21 protein-coding genes and 1 pseudogene are annotated in these 26,552 nt (G+C 60.4%); 9 read left to right on the forward strand and 13 right to left on the reverse strand.

What is annotated here, in order from left to right; all coding sequences use genetic code 11:
- Positions 1 to 84: 84 nt before the first annotated feature.
- The 4 genes from AC07UI_RS00515 to glyA are packed head-to-tail and all read right to left on the reverse strand — an operon-like array spanning position 85 to position 5,970.
- Positions 85 to 3,102, reverse strand: coding sequence for a sarcosine oxidase subunit alpha (locus AC07UI_RS00515; RefSeq protein ID WP_494990618.1), 3,018 nt, complete (start codon positions 3,100 to 3,102; stop codon positions 85 to 87).
- The gene (locus AC07UI_RS00520; RefSeq protein ID WP_494990619.1) at positions 3,099 to 3,428 is read right to left on the reverse strand and encodes a sarcosine oxidase subunit delta; all 330 of its coding nucleotides are present in this window, start codon (positions 3,426 to 3,428) and stop codon (positions 3,099 to 3,101) included. Before AC07UI_RS00520 ends, AC07UI_RS00515 begins: the two co-directional genes overlap by 4 nt.
- A 14-nt stretch (positions 3,429 to 3,442) precedes the next feature.
- Positions 3,443 to 4,693 (reverse strand): sarcosine oxidase subunit beta, encoded by a 1,251-nt coding sequence (locus AC07UI_RS00525; protein ID WP_489362507.1) that lies wholly within the window; start codon positions 4,691 to 4,693, stop codon positions 3,443 to 3,445.
- Between the two features lie 23 nt (positions 4,694 to 4,716).
- The gene (gene glyA / locus AC07UI_RS00530) at positions 4,717 to 5,970 is read right to left on the reverse strand and encodes a serine hydroxymethyltransferase (protein ID WP_494990620.1); all 1,254 of its coding nucleotides are present in this window, start codon (positions 5,968 to 5,970) and stop codon (positions 4,717 to 4,719) included.
- Between the two features lie 433 nt (positions 5,971 to 6,403).
- Here glyA and AC07UI_RS00535 point away from each other — a divergent pair, with 433 nt between their 5' ends.
- The 3 genes and pseudogenes from AC07UI_RS00535 (at position 6,404) to AC07UI_RS00545 (ending at position 8,474) form a co-directional block, all read left to right on the forward strand.
- A complete protein-coding gene (locus AC07UI_RS00535) occupies positions 6,404 to 7,444 on the forward strand; it encodes a threonine aldolase family protein (protein ID WP_494990621.1) in 1,041 nt (346 codons plus the stop codon).
- Positions 7,445 to 7,594: 150 nt separating this feature from the next.
- A pseudogene (locus tag AC07UI_RS00540) lies at positions 7,595 to 7,693 on the forward strand (hypothetical protein); the annotation flags it as partial.
- Positions 7,694 to 7,940: 247 nt separating this feature from the next.
- Positions 7,941 to 8,474: an REP-associated tyrosine transposase gene (locus AC07UI_RS00545; protein ID WP_494990622.1), complete on the forward strand. Its 534-nt coding sequence runs from the start codon at positions 7,941 to 7,943 to the stop codon at positions 8,472 to 8,474.
- 173 nt (positions 8,475 to 8,647) lie between these two features.
- On the opposite strand, the gene gbcB is transcribed toward AC07UI_RS00545, so the two are convergent.
- Positions 8,648 to 9,748, reverse strand: a complete 1,101-nt coding sequence (gene gbcB / locus AC07UI_RS00550) for a glycine betaine monooxygenase reductase subunit (protein ID WP_494990623.1) — start codon at positions 9,746 to 9,748, stop codon at positions 8,648 to 8,650.
- Between the two features lie 438 nt (positions 9,749 to 10,186).
- On the opposite strand from gbcB, the gene gbca reads away from it, so the two are divergent.
- Positions 10,187 to 11,482 carry a glycine betaine monooxygenase oxygenase subunit gene (gbca, locus tag AC07UI_RS00555; protein WP_494990624.1) on the forward strand — a complete coding sequence of 432 codons (1,296 nt, stop codon included), beginning with the start codon at positions 10,187 to 10,189 and terminating at the stop codon, positions 11,480 to 11,482.
- Positions 11,483 to 12,487: 1,005 nt separating this feature from the next.
- Here the strand turns inward: gbca and AC07UI_RS00560 are convergent.
- From AC07UI_RS00560 to AC07UI_RS00590, 7 genes are all read right to left on the reverse strand, one after another.
- Positions 12,488 to 13,054, reverse strand: a complete 567-nt coding sequence (locus AC07UI_RS00560; RefSeq protein WP_494990625.1) for a GNAT family N-acetyltransferase — start codon at positions 13,052 to 13,054, stop codon at positions 12,488 to 12,490.
- Between the two features lie 163 nt (positions 13,055 to 13,217).
- Positions 13,218 to 13,988: an electron transfer flavoprotein subunit beta gene (gene etfB, locus AC07UI_RS00565; RefSeq protein WP_494990626.1), complete on the reverse strand. Its 771-nt coding sequence runs from the start codon at positions 13,986 to 13,988 to the stop codon at positions 13,218 to 13,220.
- Positions 13,989 to 14,004: 16 nt separating this feature from the next.
- A complete protein-coding gene (gene etfA, locus AC07UI_RS00570) occupies positions 14,005 to 15,225 on the reverse strand; it encodes an electron transfer flavoprotein subunit alpha (protein WP_494990627.1) in 1,221 nt (406 codons plus the stop codon).
- Positions 15,225 to 17,189 (reverse strand): dimethylglycine demethylation protein DgcB, encoded by a 1,965-nt coding sequence (gene dgcB, locus AC07UI_RS00575; protein ID WP_494990628.1) that lies wholly within the window; start codon positions 17,187 to 17,189, stop codon positions 15,225 to 15,227. Before dgcB ends, etfA begins: the two co-directional genes overlap by 1 nt.
- A 172-nt stretch (positions 17,190 to 17,361) precedes the next feature.
- Positions 17,362 to 19,422 carry a dimethylglycine demethylation protein DgcA gene (gene dgcA, locus AC07UI_RS00580; protein ID WP_258698727.1) on the reverse strand — a complete coding sequence of 687 codons (2,061 nt, stop codon included), beginning with the start codon at positions 19,420 to 19,422 and terminating at the stop codon, positions 17,362 to 17,364.
- A 15-nt stretch (positions 19,423 to 19,437) separates the two neighbouring features.
- Positions 19,438 to 19,968 carry a DUF5943 domain-containing protein gene (locus AC07UI_RS00585; RefSeq protein ID WP_008033249.1) on the reverse strand — a complete coding sequence of 177 codons (531 nt, stop codon included), beginning with the start codon at positions 19,966 to 19,968 and terminating at the stop codon, positions 19,438 to 19,440.
- A 162-nt stretch (positions 19,969 to 20,130) separates the two neighbouring features.
- The gene (locus AC07UI_RS00590; protein ID WP_494990629.1) at positions 20,131 to 21,108 is read right to left on the reverse strand and encodes a dipeptidase; all 978 of its coding nucleotides are present in this window, start codon (positions 21,106 to 21,108) and stop codon (positions 20,131 to 20,133) included.
- 221 nt (positions 21,109 to 21,329) lie between these two features.
- On the opposite strand from AC07UI_RS00590, the gene AC07UI_RS00595 reads away from it, so the two are divergent.
- Together AC07UI_RS00595 and AC07UI_RS00600 are read left to right on the forward strand one after the other, a co-directional pair.
- Positions 21,330 to 21,731 (forward strand): lysozyme inhibitor LprI family protein, encoded by a 402-nt coding sequence (locus tag AC07UI_RS00595; protein ID WP_494990630.1) that lies wholly within the window; start codon positions 21,330 to 21,332, stop codon positions 21,729 to 21,731.
- Positions 21,732 to 21,895: 164 nt separating this feature from the next.
- Positions 21,896 to 22,318 carry a DUF3010 family protein gene (locus tag AC07UI_RS00600; protein ID WP_494990631.1) on the forward strand — a complete coding sequence of 141 codons (423 nt, stop codon included), beginning with the start codon at positions 21,896 to 21,898 and terminating at the stop codon, positions 22,316 to 22,318.
- Positions 22,319 to 22,326: 8 nt separating this feature from the next.
- On the opposite strand, the gene AC07UI_RS00605 is transcribed toward AC07UI_RS00600, so the two are convergent.
- Positions 22,327 to 23,274 carry a GlxA family transcriptional regulator gene (locus tag AC07UI_RS00605; RefSeq protein ID WP_494990632.1) on the reverse strand — a complete coding sequence of 316 codons (948 nt, stop codon included), beginning with the start codon at positions 23,272 to 23,274 and terminating at the stop codon, positions 22,327 to 22,329.
- A gap of 194 nt (positions 23,275 to 23,468) precedes the next feature.
- Here AC07UI_RS00605 and choX point away from each other — a divergent pair, with 194 nt between their 5' ends.
- From choX to AC07UI_RS00620, 3 genes are all read left to right on the forward strand, one after another.
- Positions 23,469 to 24,413: a choline ABC transporter substrate-binding protein gene (choX, locus tag AC07UI_RS00610; RefSeq protein ID WP_494990633.1), complete on the forward strand. Its 945-nt coding sequence runs from the start codon at positions 23,469 to 23,471 to the stop codon at positions 24,411 to 24,413.
- A 101-nt stretch (positions 24,414 to 24,514) separates the two neighbouring features.
- Entirely contained in the window at positions 24,515 to 25,402 is an 888-nt protein-coding gene (gene cdhC / locus AC07UI_RS00615) for a 3-dehydrocarnitine:acetyl-CoA trimethylamine transferase CdhC (RefSeq protein WP_494990634.1), read from the forward strand.
- Positions 25,403 to 25,544: 142 nt separating this feature from the next.
- Complete coding sequence (locus AC07UI_RS00620) at positions 25,545 to 26,510, forward strand: L-carnitine dehydrogenase (RefSeq protein ID WP_494990635.1); 966 nt, start codon at positions 25,545 to 25,547, stop codon at positions 26,508 to 26,510.
- Positions 26,511 to 26,552: the final 42 nt, after the last annotated feature.

Raw genomic sequence — 26,552 nt, forward strand, 5'->3', positions numbered from 1 at the left:
TGCCGCCATGGACGCTCTGCGTCCGCTCTTGTGACGCGGAGCGTCACGGGATGCATTCCCACGCGGAGCGTGGGAACGATCGACTTACACGTTCTGGCGATCGCCTTTCGGATCGAAGAACACCGAAGAAACGATTTCCGCTTCGATCACGCTGCCGTCGGCCAGAGGTGCGAAGACTCGCTCGCCCAGACGCTTGAGGCCGCCTTTGACCACAGCCAGGGCAAACGAGTAGCCCAGGGAGTTGTGGGCATAGCTGGAGGTCACGTGACCGACCATGCTCATCGGAATCGCTTGCTTGGTGTTGAACACCAGTTGCGCACCTTCCGGCAGCCATTTGGTCGGGTCGATCGGCTTCAGACCAACCAACTGTTTGCGTTGATCACGCACGCAGTCTTCCCGGTTCATGCCGCGCCAGCCGATCCAGGAGAACGGTTTGGTCCGGCCAACACACCAGCCCATGTTCAGGTCGTCCGGGGTCATCGAGCTGTCGGTATCCTGACCGACGATGATGAAGCCCTTCTCGGCCCGCAGTACGTGCATGGTTTCGGTGCCGTACGGGGTCAGGTTGTACTTTTTGCCGGCCTCGACGATTTTTTCCAGTACGCCCATGGCGTAGTCGGCCTGCACGTTAACCTCGTAGGACAGCTCACCGGTGAACGAAATACGGAACACCCGCGCCGGCACACCGCCTACCAGGCCTTCTTTCCAGGTCATGAACGGGAAGCCGTCCCGGTCCAGATCGATGTCGGTGACTTCGCTGAGCAGCTTGCGGCTGTTCGGCCCGGACAGGGTCATCGTCGCCCAGTGGTCGGTGACCGAGGTGAAGTACACCTTGAGGTCTGGCCATTCGGTCTGTTGGTAGATTTCCAGCCATTGCAGCACGCGTGCAGCGCCGCCGGTGGTGGTGGTCATCAGGAAGTGGTTGTCCGCCAGACAAGCCGTAACGCCGTCGTCGAACACCATGCCGTCTTCTTTGCACATCAGGCCGTAACGGGCCTTGCCCACATCGAGCTTGGTCCAGGCGTTGGTGTAAACGCGGTTGAGGAACTCCCGCGCATCCGGGCCCTGGATATCGATTTTGCCCAGTGTCGACGCATCGAGCAGGCCGACGCTGTCGCGCACGGCTTTACATTCGCGTTTGACGGCGGTGTGCAGGTCTTCGCCGTTTTTCGGGAAGTACCAAGGACGCTTCCATTGACCGACGTCTTCGAACTCGGCGCCGTTCTTCACGTGCCAGGCTTGCAGGGCGGTGTAACGCACCGGCTCGAAGATATGGCCACAGTGACGACCGGCTACCGCACCGAAGGTCACCGGCGTGTAGTTCGGACGGAACATGGTGGTGCCCATTTGCGGGATGGTCACGTTCAGGGAACGCGCCGCAATGGCCAGACCGTTGACGTTGCCGAGTTTGCCCTGGTCGGTACCGAAACCCAGTGCGGTGTAGCGTTTGACGTGCTCGACCGATTCGAAACCTTCGCGGGTCGCCAGTTCGATGGCGGCGGCGGTGACGTCGTTCTGCAGGTCGACGAATTGCTTCGGCGCCCGTGCAGTGGCTTTTTCATGAGGCACCTGGTACAGCGCCAGGGTTGGCTCTTCCAGACGGGTCAGGGCTTTTGGCAACACGCCCTGGACCACTTTGAACCCGGCTTCGCTGGCAGCGCGCACGCCACCTTCAAAACCATCGGCCAGCGTGTCGCCAAGGCTGTACACGCCATTCACACCACCGACGCACACGCGTTTTTGCGGTGCTTCGCCCGGTACGAAACCGAGGATGTCTTCACGCCAGATCGGCTTGCCGCCCAGGTGCGAAGCGAGGTGAACGACTGGGCTGTAGCCGCCGGAGCTGGCCACCAGATCGCACTCCAGCCATTCGCCAGGGCTGGTAACGGTGTGGGCCTTGACGTCGATGGCCGCAACGCGAGCCGCGGTCACATGTTTGCTGCCACGAGCTTCGACCACTGCGCTGCCGGTCAGAATACGGATGCCTTTGGCCCGTGCTTCTTCTACCAGCGCACCGCGTGGATTGCTCCGTGCGTCAGCGATGGCCACCACTTGCAGGCTGGCATCGAGCCAGTCCAGCGCCACGCGATAGGCATGATCGTTGTTGGTGGAAAGCACCAGTTTCTTGCCTGGCGCTACGCCATAACGACGGACGTAAGTCGAGACTGCGCCGGCCAGCATGTTGCCCGGCACGTCATTGTTGCCGTAGACCAATGGACGCTCGTGAGCGCCGGTCGCCAGCACCACACGCTTGGCGCGGACCCGGTGGATACGCTGACGCACTTGACCGATAGGTGCACGGTCGCCGAGGTGATCGGTGAGGCGCTCGTGAATGGTCAGGAAGTTATGGTCGTGGTAGCCGTTGACCGTGGCGCGCGGCAACAGCAGCACGTCCGGCAGGGATTTCAGTTCAGCAATGACGCTGGCGATCCATTCGGCGGCTGGTTTGCCGTCGAGGCTTTCGCGGGTGTCGAGCAGGCTGCCGCCGAACTCTTCCTGTTCGTCCGCCAGAATCACCCGGGCACCGCTGCGCGCGGCTGCCAGAGCGGCTGCCAGACCAGCAGGGCCAGCGCCGACGATCAGCACGTCGCAGTGCTGGTTCATGTAGTCGTAGGTATCCGGATCGTTCTCGGTCGGCGAACGGCCTAAACCTGCGGCCTTACGAATGTATTTCTCGTAGGTCATCCAGAACGATTGCGGGTACATGAAGGTTTTGTAGTAGAAGCCCGGCGGCATCAGCTTGCCGCCGACCTTGCCGAGAATCCCCATCATGTCGTTGTTGACGCTCGGCCAGCCGTTGGTGCTGCTGGCGACCAGGCCCTGGTACAGCGCCTGTTGAGTGGCACGCACGTTAGGGATCTGCGTGGCTTCAGTGGCGCCGATCTGCAGCACTGCGTTCGGCTCTTCGGCACCGGCGGCGAAGATGCCACGCGGGCGGGAGTATTTGAAGCTGCGACCGATGATATCCACACCGTTGGCCAGCAAGGCTGCGGCCAGGGTGTCGCCTTCGAAGCCTTTGTAGCTCTGGCCGTTGAAGGTGAAGCTCAAGACTTTATTGCGGTCGATCCGGCCGCCGTTGGACAGACGATTGATCTGGCTCATACCTTCTCTCCCAGAGCCGTCGCGGCCGCTTTCGGACTGTCTGCTTTACCGGTGAATTGCGGCTTGGCGCCGATCTTGTAGGTTTCGAGAATCTCGTAGGTCACGGTGTCACGGGTGGCGTTGAAGTACTGACGGCAGCCGGCGACGTGATCCCACAGTTCGTGGTGCAACCCGCGTGGGTTGTCACGGAAGAACATGTAGTCGCCCCACTGCTCGTCAGTGCAAGCGTTCGGGTCCAGTGGGCGCGGGATGTGCGCCTGGCCGGATGCATGGAATTCCTCTTCGGAGCGCAGTTCGCCGCAGTGAGGACAGAAGATGTGCAACATAGGGATTTCTCCTGTTAGTGGGCGACAGCTGCAGCGCCGTGTTCATCGATCAACGCACCGCTGTGGAAACGGTCGATGGAGAATGGAGCGGCCAACGGGTGCATTTCACCCTTGGCCAGGCTTGCGGCAAACACGTTGCCCGAGCCAGGTGTCGCTTTGAAGCCACCGGTACCCCAACCGCAGTTGAAGAACATGTTCGGAACCGGGGTTTTCGAGATGATCGGGCAAGCATCCGGAGTGGTGTCGACAATGCCGCCCCACTGACGGTTCATGCGTACGCGGGACAACACCGGGAACATCTCGACGATGGCCTGAACAGTGTGTTCGATCACCGGGTACGAACCACGCTGGCCGTAGCCGTTGTAGCCGTCGATACCGGCGCCGATCACCAGGTCGCCCTTGTCGGACTGGCTGATGTAACCGTGTACGGCGTTGGACATGATCACGCTGTCGATAATCGGCTTGATCGGCTCGGACACCAGCGCTTGCAGCGGGTGGGATTCGATCGGCAGACGGAAACCGGCGAGTTTGGCCATGTGCCCGGAGTTACCTGCGGTGACCACACCGACGCGCTTGGCGCCGATAAAGCCCTTGTTGGTTTCCACACCGATGCACACACCGTTTTCCTTACGGAAACCGATCACTTCGGTCTGTTGAATCAGGTCCACGCCCAAGGCGTCGGCGGCACGGGCAAAGCCCCAGGCCACGGCATCGTGACGCGCCACGCCGCCGCGACGCTGGACGGTAGCGCCCATCACCGGGTAGCGAGTGTTTTTCGAGCAGTCGAGGTATGGGATCTCGTCCGCCACTTGCTTGGCATCGAGCAGTTCGCCGTCCACGCCGTTGAGGCGGTTGGCGCTGACCCGACGCTCGGAATCACGGATGTCCTGCAGGGTGTGGCACAGGTTGTAAACGCCACGCTGGGAGAACATCACGTTGTAGTTCAGGTCCTGGGACAGGCCTTCCCATAGTTTCATCGCGTGTTCGTACAGGTGCGCCGATTCGTCCCACAGGTAGTTGGAGCGAACGATGGTGGTGTTGCGCGCGGTGTTACCGCCGCCCAGCCAGCCTTTCTCGACCACGGCCACGTTGGTGATGCCGTGCTCCTTGGCCAGGTAGTAGGCGGTCGCCAGACCATGCCCGCCACCGCCGACGATGACCACGTCATAGACCTTTTTCGGGGTCGGCGTGCGCCACATCTTCTGCCAGTTTTCATGGTGGCTGAGGGAGTGCTTGAAGAGGCCGAAGCCCGAGTAGCGTTGCATAGTCATTTACTCCAAAACTGCTCTCAGCGGTAAACCGGGAAGTCCGCGCACAGGGCTGCCACATTCTTCGCCACATCGGCCTCGACATCGGCATCGCCGAGGTTGTCGAGAATGTCGCAGATCCAGCCGGCCAGCTCGACGCACTGAGTGACCTTGAAGCCGCGAGTGGTGACCGCCGGGGTGCCGATTCGCAGGCCCGAGGTGACGAACGGCGACTGTGGGTCGTTCGGTACGGCGTTCTTGTTCACGGTGATGTGAGCGCGACCCAAAGCGGCGTCAGCTTCCTTACCGGTGAGGCCCTGACGGATCAGGCTGACCAGGAACAGGTGATTGTCGGTGCCGCCGGACACTACATCGTAGCCGCGTTTGATAAAGATGCTGGCCATGGCCTGGGCGTTGTCGATCACTTGTTGCTGATAAACCTTGAAGCCAGGCTCCAGCGCTTCCTTGAAGCACACCGCTTTAGCGGCGATCACGTGCATCAGCGGGCCGCCCTGACCACCAGGGAATACGGCAGCGTTGAGTTTCTTTTCCAGCTCTTCGTTGGCACGGGCCAGGATCAGACCGCCACGTGGACCGCGCAGGGTTTTGTGAGTGGTGGTGGTGACCACGTCAGCGTAAGGCAGCGGGTTCGGGTACAGACCGGCAGCGACCAGACCGGCGACGTGAGCCATGTCGACGAACAGATAAGCGCCGACTTTGTCCGCGATCTGACGGAAGCGTGGGAAATCCAGGGTTTTCGAGTAGGCCGAGAAACCGGCGATGATCATTTTTGGCTTGTGCTCGACCGCCATGCGCTCGACTTCGTCGTAGTCGATCAAGCCAGTGTTGGTGTCGATGCCGTACTGCACAGCGTTATAGAGCTTGCCGGAGAAGCTGACCTTGGCGCCGTGGGTCAGGTGACCGCCGTGAGCCAGGCTCATGCCCAGTACGGTGTCGCCGGCCTGCAACAGGGCAAGGAACACCGCTGCGTTGGCCTGGCTGCCAGAGTGCGGCTGGACGTTGGCGTAGTCGGCACCGAACAGCTGCTTGGCGCGTTCGATGGCCAGGGCTTCAACCTTGTCCACGTGCTCGCAACCGCCGTAGTAGCGCTTGCCCGGATAGCCTTCAGCGTATTTGTTGGTCAGGCCGCTGCCTTGCGCTTCCATGACGCGTTTGCTGGTGTAGTTCTCCGACGCGATCAGCTCGATGTGATCTTCCTGACGTAGCTCCTCGGCATTCATGGCCGCCAGCAGTGCATCGTCATAACCCTGGATTTGGTCTTGCTTGCTGAACATCGCGTCTCTCCCAGCGGCGGCGGTGCGCCATTCGTCTCGGTGAGGCCTCTGTCCTTGGACAGTGCCCTTTGGATGCGATGGTATGACCGGCGCAGACAGGCCAAATGCCTATGGACGCCACGTAAAGGTGCGTTTACGACATAGACTGGCGCGCAGGGATCATTGGTAGCTGATCGTTTATGCACGCAAGCCTTGCGTAGCAGCTGCCGAAGGCTGCGTTCGACCGAGAATCGGTCGCAAATCCGGTATCCACGATTTACCTGCAAGACCGCGTTTTGAGCATTTTACGACCGCTTCGCGGCCGGACGCAGGCTTCGCCAGCTGCTACAGGGGACCGCTCGCACATCGGGAGTTATTCCTACAGAATCAGCAGATGTGCGCTTCCTGCGATTCTGGTTAAAGTGCGCACCATCATCGACCACAGGATCCGGCCATGACCGATAAGAGCCAACAATTCGCCAGCGACAACTATTCCGGCATCTGCCCTGAAGCCTGGGCGGCCATGGAACAGGCCAATCAAGGCCACCAACGCGCCTACGGCGACGATGAGTGGACCGCACGCGCTTCGGACGACTTCCGCAAACTGTTCGAAACCGACTGCGAAGTGTTCTTCGCCTTCAACGGCACCGCAGCTAACTCGCTGGCACTGTCGTCGTTGTGCCAGAGTTACCACAGCGTAATCTGCTCGGAAACCGCCCACGTCGAAACCGACGAATGTGGCGCACCGGAATTCTTTTCCAACGGCTCCAAGCTGCTCATCGCAGGCACCGAAAACGGCAAGCTGACCCCGGAATCGATCCGCGAAATCGCCCTCAAGCGCCAGGACATCCACTACCCGAAACCACGCGTCGTGACCCTGACCCAGGCGACCGAAGTCGGTAGCGTCTACACCCCGGAAGAAATCCGCGCCATCAGCGCCACCTGCAAAGAGCTGGGCCTGAACCTGCACATGGACGGTGCGCGCTTCTCCAACGCTTGCGCGTTCCTCAATTGCTCGCCCGCCGACCTGACCTGGAAAGCCGGCGTTGATGTGCTGTGCTTCGGCGGGACGAAAAACGGCATGGCGGTGGGTGAAGCGATTCTGTTCTTCAACCAGAAACTCGCTGAAGACTTCGACTACCGCTGCAAACAGGCCGGGCAACTGGCTTCGAAAATGCGTTTTCTCTCGGCGCCGTGGGTCGGCCTGCTGGAAAACGACGCCTGGCTCAAACACGCCCGCCACGCCAACTACTGCGCGCAATTGCTGAGCGAGCTGGTGAGCGACATTCCAGGGGTTGAACTGATGTTCCCGGTGCAAGCCAACGGCGTGTTCCTGCAACTGTCGGAATCGGCCGTCGCGGCGCTGACCGCCAAGAGCTGGCGCTTTTACACCTTCATAGGCAAAGGCGGCGCCCGCTTCATGTGCTCGTGGGACACAGAAGTAGAGCGGGTACGGGAACTTGCGGCGGATATTCGGGAAGTGATGTCCCGCTAACCCCCGTCACCCTGATCGTTCCCACGCTCCGCGTGGGAATGCCTCTCGGGACGCTCCGCGTTCCTGCCTCACCGCCTACGTAGAGCCGAGCACCGTTGTGACGCAGAGCGTCACGGGCTGCATTCCCACGCAGAGCGTGGGAACGATCAAATAGGCAAAGGCGGAGCCCGCTTCATGTGCTCATGGGATACAGAAGTAGAGCGCGTACGAGAACTGGCGGCGGATATTCGGGAAGTGATGAGCGCCTGACACATGATCGTTCCCACGCTCCGCGTGGGAATGCCTCTCGGGACGCTCCGCGTTCCTGCTTCACCGCCTACGCAGAGCCGGACACCGTTGTGACGCAGAGCGTCACGTGCTGCATTCCCACGCAGAGCGTGGGAACGATTATTAGAGGCGCGTCGCAGTTTCCCACTAACTCCGCGGCGCTGTCCTCTAGCACCACCCCACAACCCCGCTCACCCTGATCATTTCCACGCAGCAAAGGAATGCACCCATGGGCCGCAGCCACTACACCATCACCGAGCCCGACAAGCCCCACTTCCTGACCTGCACCCTCATGGAGTGGCTCCCGTTGTTCATCCGCCCCTACATTGTCGATCACCTGCTCAACTGCTGGCGCTATCAACAATCCCATCAGAACTTACAGCTGTATGGCTACGTCATCCTGGAAAACCATCTGCACTTTGTTGCCGAAGCTCCGGACCTGAGCAAATGCCTCAGTCAGTTCAAATCTTTCACCGCCCGACAAATCATCGACGATCTGCAAAGCAAAGGCGCAGAACGAGCCCTGCAACGCCTGCGTTTCAGCAAGCGCGCCCATAAGCAGGATCGGGTTTATCAGCTTTGGCAGGAAGGTTCTCACGCCGAGTTGGTCTATAGCGAAGCGGTAATGCGTCAAAAACTGGATTACATCCATCACAACCCGGTGAAGCGTGGGTATGTGGATCTGGCAGAGCACTGGCGGTACTCAAGCGCTCGGAACTATGCAGGGATGGAAGGGCTTATCGAGATTCAGCGCTGGTATTGAAACGTACGCCCGGACGACGGCGGCGAGACAGGAACGCAGAGCGTCCCCAGAGGCATTCCCACGCAGAGCGTGGGAACGATCATGGTTAGGGGGGCTCCACGTGAGCTCATTCCCACGCTCTGCGTGGGAATGCAGCCCGGGACGCTCTGCGTCCCTTCCCCCGGAATAACGGGTTAGAACTCGATCCGCACGTCCCCTTTCGGCACGCTGCAGCACGAGAGGATATAACCCTCGGCTTCGTCTTCTTCGGTGATGCCACCGTTGTGCTCCATCTCGACCTCCCCGCCCAGTTTCATCACTTTGCAGGTGCCGCAGATGCCCATGCCGCAGGCTTTGGGGATCAGCAGGCCGAGTTTGGCGGCGGCTGCGTGGACGGTTTCGCCCGGTGCGACGCGAATGCTTTTGCCGGAGGCGGTGAATTCCACCTGGTGCAGGTCGGCGGCATCGATTGGCGGCGCGTCGGCCGCTTGTTCGGCGTGTTCGACGGCGTCAGCGCGCGCTTCCGGCGGGGTCGCGCCGAAGGACTCTTCGTGATATCGCGACATGTCGAAGCCAGCGCCTTCCAGCAAGCGCTTGACCGCGTTCATATACGGCGTCGGGCCGCAGCAGAACACTTCGCGCTCCAGGAAGTCCGGCGCCATCAACTCGAGCATTTTGTGGTTCAGGTAACCGCGATAACCGGCCCACGGCTCACCCATGCCATGCTTCTCGCAGATCAGGTGCAAGCTGAAGTTGTCGATCCGCGATGCCATATGTTCCAGCTCGCGGTGATAGATGATGTCTTTGGGCGAGCGGGCGCTGTGGATAAACACCATGTCGACATTGCCGTTGGTGTCGTAGAACCAACGGGCCATGGACATCACCGGGGTGATCCCGACGCCGCCGCTGAGGTAGAGCACTTTCGGCGCGGTGAAATCCATGGCGTTGAACAGCCCGACCGGGCCGTGCACCGCCAGCTCCTGGCCTTCATGCAGGGTGTCGTGAAGCCAGTTGGACACCTTGCCGCCCGGAACGCGCTTGATGGTCACCGAAAAGCTGTACGGCACCGAAGGCGAGCTGGAAATGGTGTAGGAGCGCATGATCGGCACACCGTCGATTTCCAGCTCCAGGGTGACGAACTGCCCGGGCTTGAAGAAGAACAGAATCGGCTGATCGGCCATAAAGCAGAAGGTGCGCACATCCCAGGTTTCCTGGATGACTTTGACACAACGGACGATGTGCCGACCATTGGCCCAGGTCTGGGTTGTTACCGGATTCAGGAAACTATTGGACATGCTGATCTCCACGGCCGACTGTCGGCCTCATGTTGCCGATTCTGCTCAAGGCGTGCAGTGGCCACTTACCTATCTACGACATTCACGTACTTATCGCGACCAGCCCCCAACCGCCGGGGGTTGCGCGTCGGGAACAGATTTGGCCATGTCGCCCATGGATAAGGTTCTGGCCTGCGCCGGCCCCACACTCGCTTCAACAGATAAACGCTGTTTTCTGCCTTGCGTAGCAACCGTGGCCAGTGTCACGGGGTTGTACGGAGCAAGCCCGGATGCATGAAGTTCTGAGCCAAGGCGCCGCGACGAGTCATAGCCCGCTATGGCGAGGAGCGGCAACGCAGGATCAGGACTTCAGGCGCCGGACTTGACCGTACAACCCCGTTACACTGGCCATACAGCCACTATTCGCCGGCCACACAGATGGCCATGAGGACTTAAACGATGGACGTCACCACTACCCTGAGCTTGGGCGATCCACTGGAACCCGCACGCAAGGCCACCGCGCAGATGCTGCAAGAGCGCGAGCGTACGTTCTCGCTGCCACAGCCGTTCTACTCTGATGAGCGGTTGTTTGATATCGACATGCAGGAGATCTTCCAGAAAGAGTGGCTGATCGCCGGCATGACCTGCGAAATCCCGACCAAGGGCAACTACCTGACCCTGCAAATCGGCAAGAACCCGATCATCGTGATTCGCGGCGCAGAAGGCGTGGTTCATGCCTTCCATAACGTCTGCCGCCACCGTGGTTCGCGTCTGTGCACCAGCGAAAAAGGCAAAGTTGCCAAACTGGTCTGCCACTACCACCAGTGGACCTACGAGCTTGACGGTCGTCTGTTGTTCGCCGGCAGCGAGATGGGCGACGACTTCGACATGAAGCAGTACGGCCTGAAGCCGGTGAACGTGAAGACCGCCGGTGGCTACATCTTCATCAGCCTCGCGGAAAACCCGCCGGCCATTGATGACTTCCTGTCGACACTGAACCATTACATGGAACCGTACGACATGGAGAACACCAAGGTGGCGGTGCAAACCACCCTGGTGGAACAGGCCAACTGGAAACTGGTGCTGGAAAACAACCGCGAGTGCTACCACTGCAACGCGTCGCACCCGGCACTGCTGAAAACCCTGCTGGAATGGGACGACGTTACCGACCCACGCGCCGACCAGGCGTTCAAGGACCACGTAGCCGCTTCCGCCGCTGCCTGGGAAGCCGAGAAGATTCCTTACGCTCACGCCAGCTTCGGCCTGCGTAACCGCATCGTGCGCATGCCACTGCTCAAGGGCACCGTGTCGATGACCCTGGACGGCAAGCAAGCCTGCAAGAAACTCATGGGCCGGATCCAGAATCCGGATCTGGGCTCGATGCGTATCCTGCACCTGCCGCACTCGTGGAACCACTGCATGGGCGATCACATCATTGTGTTCACCGTGTGGCCGATCAGCGCGCAGGAAACCATGGTCACCACCAAATGGCTGGTGCACAAGGACGCTGTCGAAGGCGTGGATTACGACGTCGACCGCATGCGTGAAGTCTGGGATGCCACCAACAATGAGGACCGTCGTCTGGCCGAAGAGAACCAGCGCGGGATCAACTCCACCGCGTACCAGCCAGGCCCGTACTCCAAGACCTACGAGTTCGGTGTGGTGAACTTTGTCGATTGGTACAGCGAGCGTCTGCTGAACAACCTCGGCGCAGAACCGGCGCCGTACCTCAAGGGCGTGCCGGTTCACGGCTAAGATGATCGTTCCCACGCTCCCGCGTGGGATTGCATCCCGTGACGCTCTGCGTCACTTCCAGAGCGGACGCAGAGCGCCCATGGCGGCATTCCCACGCTGAGCGTGGGAACGATCATAAAGGTCAACAGATCGCAGCCTGCGGCAGCTCCTACGGAATCACACGATCCCTGTAGGAGCTGCCGCAGGCTGCGATCTTTTTTTTCGACAACGCAAAATCACCGCCCACACTCCCCTCCCCTATAGAACTGTACGAAATATGATCTATTGCGTTACAGCCTATAAGGGACGTGGCGTGCAGCCTTCAGCGAACAAGTTATCCACACTTCCACCCACAGCTAATGGGGACAACTGTGGAAAGGCCGGAAGGTTTCTCCACAGAAACCGAAGAAAATCCGTGACTTATCCAAAAGCAGGGTTTTCGGCAGCGATTGTATGTTTTTTAATCAGAGCCCTGTAAGCCACGGCCTGCATGGCTCGTAGCGGACCGCGAACACCTTATCCACAGAAGCGCCAACAGACTTTGGGGGCAACTCCACAGCACCGGCCCCGCTTTGTGGAAAACCGTGTCCAGGCTGCATATTTCGCGGGTTTGAGTGACAAGAGAACGGCAAAGCCCGGAATTTGGTCAGTTATTAACCAGAAGCTTGAAAGCCCCGATCTGTATGGCTTACAGCGGACAGCAAACATCTTATCCACAGAAGCGCCAACAGAGATTGGGGGCAAGTCGTGAATAACAGAATCCCTTATCCACTGGAAAAAGCTCGAAAAAACGCGGAGTTAGGCTGGTCGTTTTTCGTACAAAGGCTTACAGGGCTTGATATGCGTAGGGTGTAGCGAGGGGTGAACATGTTATCCACAGAAGCGCTAACAGGGATTGTGGGTAAATCCAAAAATCCCTGTAGGAGCCGAGCTTGCTCGCGATAGCGGTTTATCAGGCGACAGCGATGGTGAATGTCAGTACGCCTTCGCGAGCAAGCTCTGCTCCTACAGGGATTTGCGTTCGGCTCACGGCCGATACATCAGATAGGCTTCACCCGTGACCCGAATCATCGGATGAGGAGTGACCTGGCAGGTTTTGACGATGCCAAAGCCGTGTCGCTCATAGAAACGCCGGGCGCCGGTGTTCGCGGCGTAGTCGATCAGGCTCAGGCCATTGAGACCCAACTGGCTGGCTCGCGCATGGGCATGCTCAAGAAACTGCTTGCCCAGGCCCTGGTTACGCCAGCCCTCGTGCAGCGCCAGGCTGGAAATGTAGAGCGTGTCAGGGATTTCCATATCGGCGTAGGGCGCCAGGACCGGATCGGTCACAGGCTCTGCCTCGGGATCATGGCGCATTGTGTAGCTGTGCATCATGCCGACGACTTCGCCCTCGGACTCCGCAATCAAGCAATTCTGGTAAGAGAAATCCACGTCGTCACGGGCGTACCGGGCGGCGCCTACATCGAGTAAATCCTGCCCCGACGCTGCCAGTTTGCTCCAGATATAGTCGGAGCAACCCTCAGAGGAAATCTGAAACAAGCGAGCAATCTCGCGCGCATCGGAGCGCAGAGCCGAACGAAATTTAACTGCCATTACCCAACCCCACAGGACATTAACAAGATCGTTCCCACGCGCAGCAAAGGAATGCAGCCCTTGACGCTCCGCGTCACAGCCGAAGCGGACGCAGAGCGTCCATAGAGGCATTCCCACGCGGGAGCGTGGGAACGATCAAACGATCATCGCGTCACAGTCGGAACTAGCGAACCACGCCTTCTTCAATCAGCAGTTTGAGGATCGCTTCGGCGCCCTCTTGGGCGCTGACGCCCTTGAGCACCTGCCCACCGCCGCCGCTGGCCTTGGCCGTTGCGGCCTTCATGCGATCAGCGCCGCTTTTGGCCTTGATCACTTTCAGACGCTTTGGCCGGGGTTTCGCCGGTTGCAGCGTGGCGATTGTGAGTAACTCATCGTCGACCACCTCCACCTGATCGGCCTGCAACACCCCACGCCGGGCCGGGCCATAAGCACTTTGCCGAGGTTTCGGCGCGGCGTTATCCACAGTCGCGAGAAACGGCAGGCGGACTTTCAGCCGCCGACGTTGACCACGGGGCAAGGCTTGCAGCACCAGGGCCGAATTACCATCGATGGATTCGACCTGCGCCAGACCCACGACCAGCGGCCAACCAAGGCTTTCGGCCAGAAGGAACGGCAACATGCCCGAGCCTTCACCGGTTTCCGCCTGGCTGCCGGTCAGGACGACTTGAGCACCGGCATCGCGCAGATAGTCGGTCAATGCTGGAAGCGCATCCGCGCCGGGCGGCTGCTCCAGCACATGCAGCTGCTCCAGCCCCATCCCCAGGTAGGCCCGCAGTGCCGGTTCCGCGATATCGCCGGCATGCAGCACTTGCAGGTTATCCCCAGCCAGTTGCAAACCCAGTTCGACCGCCCGCGCGTCCTGTTCGGCACGCCGAGGTCGCCCGGAAGTCGGGTGGGCGCCGATGGACACCAGGCTGATCACATTCGTACTCATAACCTAAATCCTTCCCTTAAGCCGCATCGCGCTTGGCTTCGTTGCGGTAAGCCTCTACCGCCGCGATCAAGGCTTGAAGAATCGCCGCACTCTCGCCAATCACCGACAGGTCAGCGCGCTTGATCATGTCGCAACCCGGATCGAGGTTGATCGCCACCACCTTGTCGCAGGCACCGATGCCTTGCAGGTGCTGGATCGCCCCGGAAATTCCCACCGCGACATAGACCCGCGCCGTGACCCAGGTGCCGCTGGCGCCGACCTGACGGTCGCGGGCCATGAAGCCATCGTCCACCGCCACTCGCGAGGCGCCTTCGGTAGCACCCAGGGCCGCAGCGGCCCTGTGGAAAAGATTCCAGTCCTTGACCCCGTTGCCGCCCGAGAAAATGAACTCAGCTTCGGCCATGGGAATCGCCGCCGGATCGACCGCCACCGCACCGAGGTCTTCGATACGCGACAGGCTGCGAGCGACCGCTGTGGATAACTCCACCGGCAACGCTTCGTGACGGGTTTCGCTGACAGGTTCGGCGCACTCGGCAGCCGCCAGAATCAGGCGCGCCACTGGTCGTGCAAGATCCTGCAGGCCAGCACCGGCGCGGCCGATGCACTCCTCGCCCTTGACCTGCCAGACCCGCGTAGCCGGGCGCTCCCCCAAGGCGGCAGCAAAGCGCCGACCCAGTTCGCCTCCACCGCTGCGGCTGTCCGGCAGCAGCCAGTGCCGCGGGTTGAACTGGTTATCCACAGCCCGCAGGCCCTGGACTCGTTGTTCCGGTGCATAACCGCTGAACTCACTGCCATCGAGCACCAGCAAGCGGTCGACGCCAGCCGTGGCGAAAGCGTTCTCTTTGTATTCGCCGAAAACCACGGCCAGCACCGCGCCGTCGTTGCCCGCCAGCTGATGGGCCAGGCCCAGCAGGTCGCGGTCGTGGCTGCTCAGGCGGCCGCCGACCATATCCGGCACGACGCTGATGTAGAACGCCGGTTGTGCCACTTGATGCAGCGGCAATTGCACTTCAACCGTGGCCGTACGCTTGGCCGCGCCGCCCTGTTGGGCGCCGCTGCGATCGATGCGTTTGATACCGTTGGGACCGATGAATCCGATGCCGTGGGGATTCTTGCGAATGATGCCGTTAGGCCCCATCCAGCTGTGTTGCACCGGCTGCATGGCCGCGTGCAGCGGGTGCAGACGGTTGCGGGCGATCCATTCAGCGCGAGGGTCGCGGCGGATAATGTCGCTCATCAGTGCACCTCCGCAGGTTCACGTTTGGCCGGCTTCGACGGCTTGCCTGGCGCCGCGTCTTCGAGCAACGCATCAGCCACCAGCTCGGCGATGTCCTTGATCATCGGTCGCGGTTCGACCACGCCTTCAAGCATCGCGGTGCACTGTGGACAACCCACGGCCACCAGCTCGGCGCCGGTTTCGCGGATGTCTTCCATGCGCATGTCGGGGATCCGTTGCTTGCCGGGAATGTCAGTGATCGGCGCACCGCCACCGCCGCCGCAGCAGCGCGAGCGGAAACCGGAGCGTTGCATTTCCTTGACCTCGATCCCCAGCGCCCGCAGCACTTCGCGCGGGGCGTCGTATTCGCCGTTGTAACGGCCGAGGTAGCAAGGATCGTGATAGGTCACGCTGCTGCCTTTATGCTGGCCGAGGTTGAGCGCGCCGGCATCGATAATTTCTGCCATGTAGGTGCTGTGGTGCTGCACCACATAGTTGCCGTCAAAGGCACCGTATTCGTTTTTCAGCACGTGAAAACTGTGCGGATCACAGGTGACGATGCGCTTGAAGCTGTACTTGGCCAAGGTCTGAATGTTGCGTTTGGCCAGCATCTGGAAGGTCGCTTCATCACCAAGACGCCGGGCCACGTCACCGCTGTCGCGTTCTTCCAGGCCGAGTACCGCGAAGTCGACTTTGGCCGCTTTCAGCACTTTGACGAAGGCGCGCAAGGTGCGCTGGTTGCGCATGTCGAAAGCACCGTCGCCCACCCAGAACAGCACGTCAGTGGTTTTCTTCTCGCTGAGCAGGCTGAGGTTCAAGTCCGCCGCCCAGTTCATCCGTCCGCCCGGGGCGAAACCGCCAGGGTTGTCGGTGGCGATCAGGTTTTCCAGGACTTCAGCGCCCTTGTTCGGCGTGGCGCCTTTTTCCAGGGTCAGGTGACGACGCATGTCGACGATGGCGTCGACATGCTCGATCATCATCGGGCACTCCTCGACACAGGCGCGGCAGGTGGTGCAGGACCAGAGGGTTTCAGCGTCCACCAGACCGTTGACGATCGGTTGATGGGGATTGCCGCCGTGTTCGCCAATCGCTTTACCCTTGCCGTCAAGGGATGGATAGGGGCTACCGGCGAATTTGGCGTCGGTGCCGCCAGCGAGGCCGACCACCATGTCTTGAATCAGTTTTTTCGGGTTCAGCGGTTGCCCAGCGGCAAAGGCCGGGCACGCGGCTTCGCATTTACCGCACTGCACGCAGGCGTCAAAGCCAAGCAATTGGTTCCAGGTGAAATCCTTGGGTTTTTCCACGCCTAGCGGTGCGTTCGGATCGTTGAGGTCCAGCGGCTTCAAACCGGTGGAACGACCACCCCCAAAGCGTTCGGCGCGGCGGTGCCAGGCCAGGTGCAAGGCGCCGGCGAAGGCGTGTTTCATCGGCCCGCCCCAGGTCATGCCCAGGAACATTTCCGACACACCCCATAACACGCCCAGACCGAGCACGGCGGCCAACAGCCAGCCGCCGAAGTCCGCAGGCAGAATCCCGGCTACCGGCAAGGTCGCAAGGAAGAAGCTGATGGAAAACGCCATCAGGCTTTTCGGCAGGCGCATCCACGGACCTTTCGAAAGCCGCGCCGGCGGGTTGCGCCGACGCAGGTAGACGAAGATCGCCCCGCCGAACATCAACAAGGAGGCGAACAGCAAGGCGTAGCCGAGGATGCGGTTATGCAGGCCAAAACCATGGACCAAAATCGCCAGTACGGCAGCCAGCACAAAGCCGCCGGCCGTGGCAACGTGGGTGTTGGCGATGTATTTGTCCCGCGCCACCACATGGTGCAGATCGACCATGTAGCGCTTGGGTATGGCAAACAGACCGCCGATCAGGTCGACCCTGGAAGCTCGGCCCTGGCGCCACATAGCCACCCGCCGCAGCGCGCCCAGGACAGCCAGGCCCAGGGCAGCGAACAACAGGATAGGAAGAAGGGTGTTCAACATGGTGGAGCTCCCAAAGACCTCGAGGTCTTGCAGGCCTAACTACCTGGATGCCTTGCTCGACTCCTTGTAGGAGCGAGCTTGCTCGCGAAAGCGGTGGGTCAGTCGACATCAATGTTGAATGTCAGTCCGCCTTCGCGAGCAAGCTCGCTCCTACAGGGTTATCCACAAGCTCTTAGAAATCCTTGCACAACCGCAGCGCGTCGTAGATCGCCGCGTGGGTGTTGCGCTGGGCCACGCAGTCGCCGATACGGAACAGCAAGTAGCCGTCACCCGCCTGGCTCAACGAAGGCTGAGGCTTGATCGCGAACAGGGCTTCGATGTCCATCTGGCCTTTGTTGCGCGAGCCTTCCTTCAGCGCGTAGTAGATTTCTTCGTCCGGCCGCACGCCGTTCTCGACCACGACCTGGTCGACCACCCGCTCCTCTTTGGCGCCGGTGTATTCGTTCTCCAGCACCGCCACCAGCTTGTCGCCTTCGCGGTAGACCTTCTCCAGCATCATGTCCCCGGTCATGATCACTTCTTTCGGGTACATGCTGCGGTAGTAAGTCGGGAACGACGTACCGCCGATGGCCACACCCGGCTTGATGTCGTCAGTGACGATTTCGACCTGGCTGCCCTTGTCGGCGAGGAAGTCCGCCGTCGACATCCCGGTGAACTCGCAAATGGTGTCGTAGACCAGCACGTTCTTGCCAGGCGCCACCTTGCCGTCGAGGATGTCCCAGCTGCTGACCACCAAACCTTCGGCCGCGCCCCAGTGTTCGTTCTGTTCCAGGAATGGATGACCGCCGACGGCGAGTACCACCACGTCCGGACGCAAATCGAGAATGGTCGCTGCATCGGCCGCCACGCCCAGGCGCAGGTCGACTTTCAAGCGCGCCAGTTCCAGCTGGAACCAACGGGTAATACCGGCGATCTGGTCTCGTTGCGGAGCCTTCGAGGCGGTAGTGATCTGCCCACCGATGAATTCTTTCTTCTCGAACAGAGTCACGTCGTGGCCACGTTCGGCCGACACGCGTGCAGCTTCCATCCCGGCAGGACCGGCACCGACGACGACAACCTTGCGCTTCACACCCGTCGACTTCTCGATGATGTGCGGCACGCCCATGTATTCACGGGAGGTCGCGGCGTTCTGGATGCACAAAACGTCCAGGCCCTGGTACTGACGGTCGATGCAGTAGTTGGCACCAACACACTGTTTGATCTGGTCGACCTGGCCCATCTTGATCTTGGCGATCAGGTGCGGGTCCGCGATATGAGCGCGGGTCATGCCGACCATGTCGACGTAACCGCCTTCCAGAATACGCGTCGCCTGGTTCGGGTCCTTGATGTTCTGCGCGTGCAGTACCGGGGCCTTGACCACTTCCTTGATACCGGCCGCCAGGTGCAGGAACGGCTCCGGTGGATAACTCATGTTGGGGATAACGTTGGCCAGGGTGTTGTGGGTGTCGCAACCCGAACCCACGACGCCGATGAAGTCGATCATGCCGGTGTCGTCGTAGTACTTGGCGATCTGCTTCATGTCCTCATGGGACAAACCGTCCGGGTGGAATTCGTCACCGCAGATACGGATGCCGACACAGAAGTCCGGACCGACTTCCTTGCGCACTGCCTTGATCACTTCCAGGCCGAAACGCATGCGGTTCTCGAAGCTGCCGCCCCATTCATCGGTACGTTTGTTGACCCGTGGGCTCCAGAACTGGTCGATCATGTGCTGGTGCACAGCCGACAGTTCAACACCGTCCAGGCCACCGGCCTTGGCCCGCGCCGCTGCGCTGGCGTAGTTGCCGATCACCCGCCAGATTTCTTCCGGTTCGATGGTTTTGCAGGTCGCGCGGTGCACCGGTTCACGAATGCCCGACGGCGACAGCAGGGTCGGCCAATGCTCGCCATCCCAGCGCGAGCGACGGCCCATGTGGGTAATCTGGATCATGATCTTGGCGCCATGCTTGTGCATGGCGTCGGCCAGATTCTGGAAGTGCGGAATGATCCGGTCATCGGCCAGGTTGACCGACTTCCACCAGCCTTGCGGGCTGTCGATGGCCACGCTGGAGGAGCCGCCGCAAATCGCCAGGCCGATCCCGCCCTTGGCTTTCTCTTCGTAATACTTCACGTACCGATCGGTGGTCATTCCGCCGTCGGTGGCGTAAACCTCGGCATGCGCGGTGCTGAGCACGCGGTTGCGGATGGTCAGTTTGCCGATTTGAATCGGCTGGAACATTGCTTCGAAAGCCATGGCAGGATCCTCGACTTACAACGGCTTGACGGTGAACAAGCCGTCGTCGTGGCCTTCTTCGGAGCCACCGTAAACCTGTTCGGCGACGGTGCGAATCTTGCTGCCGCGCGCTTGCAGAATCTGGTCCATGGCACCGGCAAACCAGCCAGTGAACATGTAGTCGACCTTGCGTCCGACCTTGCCGTAGACGTAGACGAACGCCGAGTGTTCGAGCTTGACGCTGGCGGTGCCTTTGTCGAGGTCGATGTCCTGGATCTTGAACAGACCCCAGCCACGCTGCGACAGGCGCTTCATGTAGTGTTCGAACACGGCGACGCCTTCCAGGCCGTGGCATTCAGCTTCTTTCTCACACCAGTGCCAGGCGGACTTGTAGCCGGCCTTGTAGAGAATTTCGGCGTAAGCATCAGCGCCCAGGACTTCTTCTATACCCATGTGGTTGTTGACGAAGAAGTGACGCGGTACGTACAGCATCGGCAGGGCATCAGAAGTCCAGACACCGGTTTCGCTGTCGACTTCGATTGGCAATTGCGGGGCGATTTTGGCCATGAATAAAACTCCAGAATTCGATGTATTGAGGCGATTTGTAGCAGCTGCCGAGCCTGCGAGGCTGCGTTGGGCGGCGAAGCGGCCCCCGAGGGCGGTCCTGCGGACCGCAACGCAGCCTCATACTTCGGCAGCTGCTACAGCGATTGTTGTTGGAAAGTGGCGTTATTCGCCCCAGACGTCTTTGAGAACGTTGACCCAGTTTTCGCCCATGATCTTGCGCACCACGCGCTCAGGATGGCCGCGCTTGAGCAGCGTCTCGGTCAGGTTCGGGAACTCGCCCACGGTGCGGATGCCCAGCGGGTTGATGATCTTGCCGAAGCTGGTCAGACGACGGGCGTAGCCCTTGTCGTGGGTCAGCATTTCGAAGAAATCCTGGCCATGGCCCTGGGTGAAGTCGGTACCGATACCGATCGCGTCTTCACCGACGATGTTCATGGTGTATTCGATGGCTTCGGCGTAGTCGTCGATGGTCGAATCGATGCCTTTGGCCAGGAACGGCGCGAACATGGTCACACCGACGAAACCGCCGTGATCGGCGATGAACTTCAGTTCTTCGTCAGATTTGTTGCGCGGGTGCTCTTTGAGACCCGACGGCAGGCAGTGGGAATAGCACACCGGTTTTTTCGATTCGAGGATGACTTCTTCGGACGTCTTGGAGCCGACGTGGGAAAGGTCGCACATGATGCCGGCGCGGTTCATTTCCGCGACGATTTCACGACCAAAGCCAGACAACCCGCCATCACGCTCGTAGCAACCGGTGCCCACGAGGTTCTGGGTGTTGTAGCACATCTGTACCACGCCAACCCCGAGCTGCTTGAAGATCTCGACGTAGCCGATCTGGTCTTCAAACGCATGGGCGTTCTGGAAGCCGAAGATGATCCCGGTCTTGCCCTGTTCTTTGGCGAGACGGATGTCGGCAGTGGTCTTGACCGGAATCACCAGATCGCTGTTCTCGCGAATCAGCTTCTGGCTGGCGGCAATGTTGTTGATGGTCGCCTGGAACCCCTCCCACACCGAAACGGTGCAGTTGGCCGCGGTCAAACCGCCCTTGCGCATGTCTTCAAACAGCTCGCGGTTCCACTTGGCAATGATCAGCCCGTCGATAACGATGCTGTCGGCGTGCAATTCGGCTGGGCTCATCAGGCTGTCCCCTTGTTAGCGATTCATGCGCCGAATCGTCTGCCGGCGCTTTGGGGTCAGCATATGCCTGAGGGCAGTGGCAGCCGGGTGCAAAAACGACAGGGGAATTGCCGAAAGCGTCAATACGCGACAAAGGGTCTCAACACAGGGCCAAAGCCGATCTGTTCTTTGCCTTGCGCTTGAGCCAGAATTCGTCGCATTACTGGATTTAGGGCAACGCAATGAAATCGATCTTCCTGGCTTTGGCACTGATAGCGACCGGCGTACAGGCGGCTGAAGAGGCCGACACCTCGCCGTGCGACGCAGTGGAAAACGACCAACAGACCGTGGAATGCTCGGCCTATAGCAAAACCACCGCCGAACAGTTGCTCAACGACAACTACAAAAACCTGGTCGAGCGCATGCAGGCGCTCTATGCCAACAACAAAACCCAGCTCAACGACATCACCAACAAACTTAAAACCGCTCAGCAGCAGTGGCTGAAGCTGCGCGACGCCGATTGCGCGGTCGAGGCCTTCCCTGCTGCGCTGGGCAGCAAGGCTTACACCATTGCCCACAACGACTGCGTGGCGCGGATGAGCGACGAGCGGTCGGAGTTTCTGGAGTCGGTTGGGCAGGAGTAAGAGACCGCTGGGCGTCCGTTATGACGTTGGACTGGGGTTAAGAGACAACCGCTTGTCTGTTATTCATTTGGGCTTGCGATCTTGTCGCGAGTGAGACCCTTTGCGACGCTCGATGCTCGAAGGTATGCGACCATCACCGCAAATAACGCACTCCAGGTCTCCCCATGAAAATCTGCGGCATCGAAATCAAAGGCAGCGAAGCGATCATCGCGGTTGCCTCCCTCGACAATCAGGTGCTGAGTCACCTCGCCATCGCCACCAAAAAAATCGCCCTCGAAGACGACGATGACGCCGTCAACGTCAAAGCCTTCGCCACACAGGTCGCCGCGTTTATCCACAACAACGGCATCGAACGCGTCGCTATCAAAAAGCGCAGTAAAAAAGGCGAGTTCGCCGGCGGCCCGACGACGTTCAAGATCGAAGGCGTATTCCAGCTACTGGAAAACTGCGAAGTCACCCTGCTCTCGCCGCAGACCATCAATGCGCAGAACAAGAAGTTCGACTTCGCCCTGCCGGCAACGCTGAACAAGTATCAGCATGAAGCGTTCAAGGCGGCGTGTTCGGCGTTGATGAAAGGGGCGTGCTGATACCGCTGCTACGCCTTCACACTCTGCCGCCGGTCTTCGCGCGGACACTGCGCAAACCTCGCGCGATAACTGCGGGTGAAGTACGACGGCGACTCAAACCCGCAGGCAATGCTCACCTCCAGCACGCTCATGTCGGTCTGACGCAGCAGTTGTCGGGCCTTCTCCAGCCGCAAACCCAGATAGAAATTGCTCGGTGTGTCGTTGAGGTGCAGGCGAAATAGTCGCTCCAGCTGACGGCGCGTCACTTTGATCGATTCGGCCAGATCCAGAGTGCTCAATGGCGGCTCGCTGTGCTGCTCCATTTCGCCGATCACATGCACCAGTTTCTTGTTGCTGATGCCGTAGCGGGTGGCGATTTGCATACGCTGGTGGTCTTTGCGCGGGCGGATGCGGCCGAGTACGAATTGTTCGGACACTTGGATCGCCAGTTCCGGGCCGTGGGCCTGGCCGATCAGGTCGAGCATCAGGTCGATGGACGCCGTGCCGCCGGCCGAGGTGATACGTCGACGGTCTATTTCGAAGAGTTCCTGGGTCACGCTCAGCTGTGGATAAGACTCCTTGAAGGCGTCGATGGCTTCCCAGTGCAGGGTCAGACGGTGGCCGTCGAGCAAACCGGCTTCGGCCAGTATGAAGCTGCCGGTGTCGATGGCACCGAGGGTCACGCCATCGTGGTCGAGGCGGCGCAGCCAATGCTCCAGCACGGGGGTAGCAAACTTCAGCGGTTCGAATCCGGCCACCACCAATAAGGTCGCGCCCTTCTTCAACGGCTCCAGCGCCGCATCGGCGTTGACCGACATGCCATTGCTTGCCAACACCGCGCCGCCGTCAGCGCTCAGCACATGCCAGCGGTACAGCTCGCCACGAAACCTGTTGGCTACGCGCAACGGTTCGATGGCCGAGATAAAGCCGATCGCCGAAAAACCCGGCATCAATAAGAAGTAGAAGTCCTGAGACATGGAACGCACTCGGATGACGGGTAGCGTGGGAACCGTGATACGCCGATTCAAGGCACCATTCAAGACCACAGGTCGCTGCTGTGCAAGAGCTGGTCGCCGCTGTGCGTTTTCACACGCCTTGAGCTGCGTAACTTGGCATCACCGGCGCACAAAGACACCGGAACCCACAATAACGACCTGCCGAGGAACCCACCATGAAACGACTGATCAGCAGCTGTGTTCTTGCACTCAGCGGTACCGCTTTCTTGAGCTCCGGCGTCATGGCGGCCGAACCCGCCGCGTGCCAGAACGTGCGCATGGGCGTAGTGAACTGGACCGACGTGATCGCCACCAGTGCCATGACTCAGGTCCTGCTCGACGGCCTCGGCTACAAGACCAAACAAACCAGCGCCTCCCAGCAAATTGTCTTCGCCGGCATCCGCGACCAGCGCCTGGACATGTTCCTGGGCTACTGGAACCCGCTGATGACCCAGACCATCACGCCGTTCGTCGATGGCAAGCAAGTCAAAGTCCTGGCCGAACCAAGCCTGAAGGATGCACGGGCGACCCTGGCTGTACCGACTTACCTCGCCGACAAAGGCCTGAAAACCTTTGCCGACATCGCCAGGTTCGAAAAAGAGCTGGGTGGCAAGATCTACGGTATCGAACCGGGCTCGGGCGCCAACACCCAGATCAAGGAAATGATCGCCAAGAACCAGTTCGGCCTGGGCAAATTCCAGCTGGTCGAATCCAGCGAGGCCGGCATGCTCGCGGCGGTGGATCGCGCCGTGCGGCGCAACGAAGCCGTGGTGTTCTTCGGCTGGGCGCCGCACCCGATGAACGTCAACGTGAAAATGACCTACCTCACCGGCAGCGAAAACGCTCTCGGCCCGAACGAAGGCTCGGCCACCGTCTGGACCGTCACCGCACCGAACTACGCCAGCCAGTGCCCGAACGTCAGCCGCTTGCTCAGCAACCTGACCTTCACCGCCGAAGACGAGAGCCGGATGATGCAGCCGCTGCTCGACCACAAGGACGCTTTCGAGTCGGCCAAGCAATGGATCAAGGATCACCCGCAAGACAAGCAACGCTGGCTTGAAGGCGTGACCACCTTCGACGGCAAACCGGCTGCCGAGAATCTGCAACTGACCAACAAGTAATACCGATATGAACCACCGATTCGCAGCCGATGACGGCTGCGAACGGGCCTGCTACGCCCAAAAACCACGCCCCAAAAAAACGGCCTGAAGGAAATCGCACCATGAACCACGACGTCATCATCACCTGCGCACTCACCGGTGCTGGCGACACGACCGCCAAGAGCCCGCACGTGCCGGTCACCCCGAAACAGATCGCCGCCGCTGCGGTGGAAGCCGCCAAAGCCGGGGCCACCGTGGTCCATTGCCATGTGCGCGATCCTGAAACCGGCAAGTTCAGCCGCGACGTGGCGCTGTACCGCGAAGTGATGGAGCGCATTCGCGAAGCGGACGTCGACATCATCGTCAACCTCACTGCCGGCATGGGCGGCGACCTGGAAATCGGCGCCGGTGAAAATCCGATGGAATTCGGCCCGAACACCGATCTGGTCGGCCCGCTGACTCGTCTGGCCCACGTTGAAGAGTTGCTGCCGGAAATCTGCACCCTGGACTGCGGCACCCTGAACTTCGGCGACGGCGACACTATTTACGTCTCCACCCCGGCGCAGCTGCGCGCTGGCGCCAAACGCATTCAAGAGCTGGGCGTGAAGGCCGAGCTGGAAATTTTCGACACCGGTCACCTGTGGTTCGCCAAGCAGATGATCAAGGAAGGTTTGCTGGACGACCCGCTGTTCCAGCTGTGCCTGGGCATCCCGTGGGGCGCGCCGGCAGACACCACCACCATGAAAGCCATGGTCGACAACCTGCCGGCCAATGCGGTCTGGGCCGGGTTCGGCATCGGCCGCATGCAAATGCCGATGGCCGCCCAGGCGGTATTGCTCGGCGGCAACGTGCGGGTCGGTCTGGAAGACAACCTCTGGCTGGATCGCGGCGTGCTGGCCACCAACGGTCAATTGGTTGAGCGCGTTTCGGAAATTCTCAGCCGCCTCGGTGCCCGCGTTCTGACCCCAGCCGAAGGCCGGGCGAAGATGGGCCTGACCAAGCGCGGTTAACCCCAACCCACGGCTCCCTTGTAGGAGCCGAGCTTGCTCGCGATGACGTCGGAACATCCGGAACATCTTCTGCGGCTGAAAAACCGCTATCGCGAGCAAGCTCGGCTCCTACAGGGATCACCAAACTCTTTAGGAAGTCACCATGAGTTTTATCACCGAAATCAAAACCTTCGCCGCGCTGGGCAGTGGTGTCATTGGCAGCGGCTGGGTTTCCCGCGCCCTCGCCCATGGCCTTGATGTGGTGGCCTGGGACCCGGCGCCCGGTGCCGAAGCCGCTCTGCGCAAACGCGTCGCCAATGCCTGGGGCGCTCTGGAAAAACAGGGCCTGGCACCCGGCGCGTCACAGGATCGTCTGCGCTTTGTCGCGACCATCGAAGAGTGCGTGAAAGACGCCGACTTCATCCAGGAAAGTGCCCCGGAACGCCTGGAACTGAAACTTGAGCTGCACAGCAAAATCAGCGCTGCGGCCAAACCAAATGCGCTGATCGGTTCCAGCACTTCAGGTCTGTTGCCGAGCGAGTTCTACGAGGGCTCGACCCACCCGGAACGCTGCGTGGTCGGTCACCCATTCAACCCGGTGTACCTGCTGCCATTGGTGGAAGTGGTCGGCGGCAAAAACACCGCACCCGAAGCCGTGCAAGCGGCGATGAAAGTCTACGAATCCCTTGGCATGCGCCCGCTGCATGTGCGCAAGGAAGTCCCTGGCTTCATTGCCGACCGTCTGCTCGAAGCGCTGTGGCGTGAAGCGCTGCATTTGGTTAACGATGGCGTAGCGACCACCGGCGAAATCGACGACGCTATCCGCTTCGGTGCCGGTTTGCGCTGGTCGTTCATGGGGACCTTCCTGACTTACACCCTGGCCGGCGGCGATGCCGGTATGCGGCACTTCATGGCGCAATTCGGTCCGGCGCTGCAACTGCCATGGACTTACCTGCCAGCGCCGGAACTGACCGACAAGCTGATCGACGACGTGGTCGACGGTACCAGCGATCAGCTCGGCAAACACAGCATTTCGGCCCTGGAACGCTATCGTGATGACTGCCTGCTGGCAGTACTTGAAGCGGTGAAAACCACCAAGGCCAAGCATGGCATGACCTTCAGCGAGTGATGTCGATCGTTCCCACGCTCTGCGTGGGAATGCAGCCCGGGA

It is taken from the genome of Pseudomonas sp. GW821-FHT04C07 (assembly GCF_059420325.1).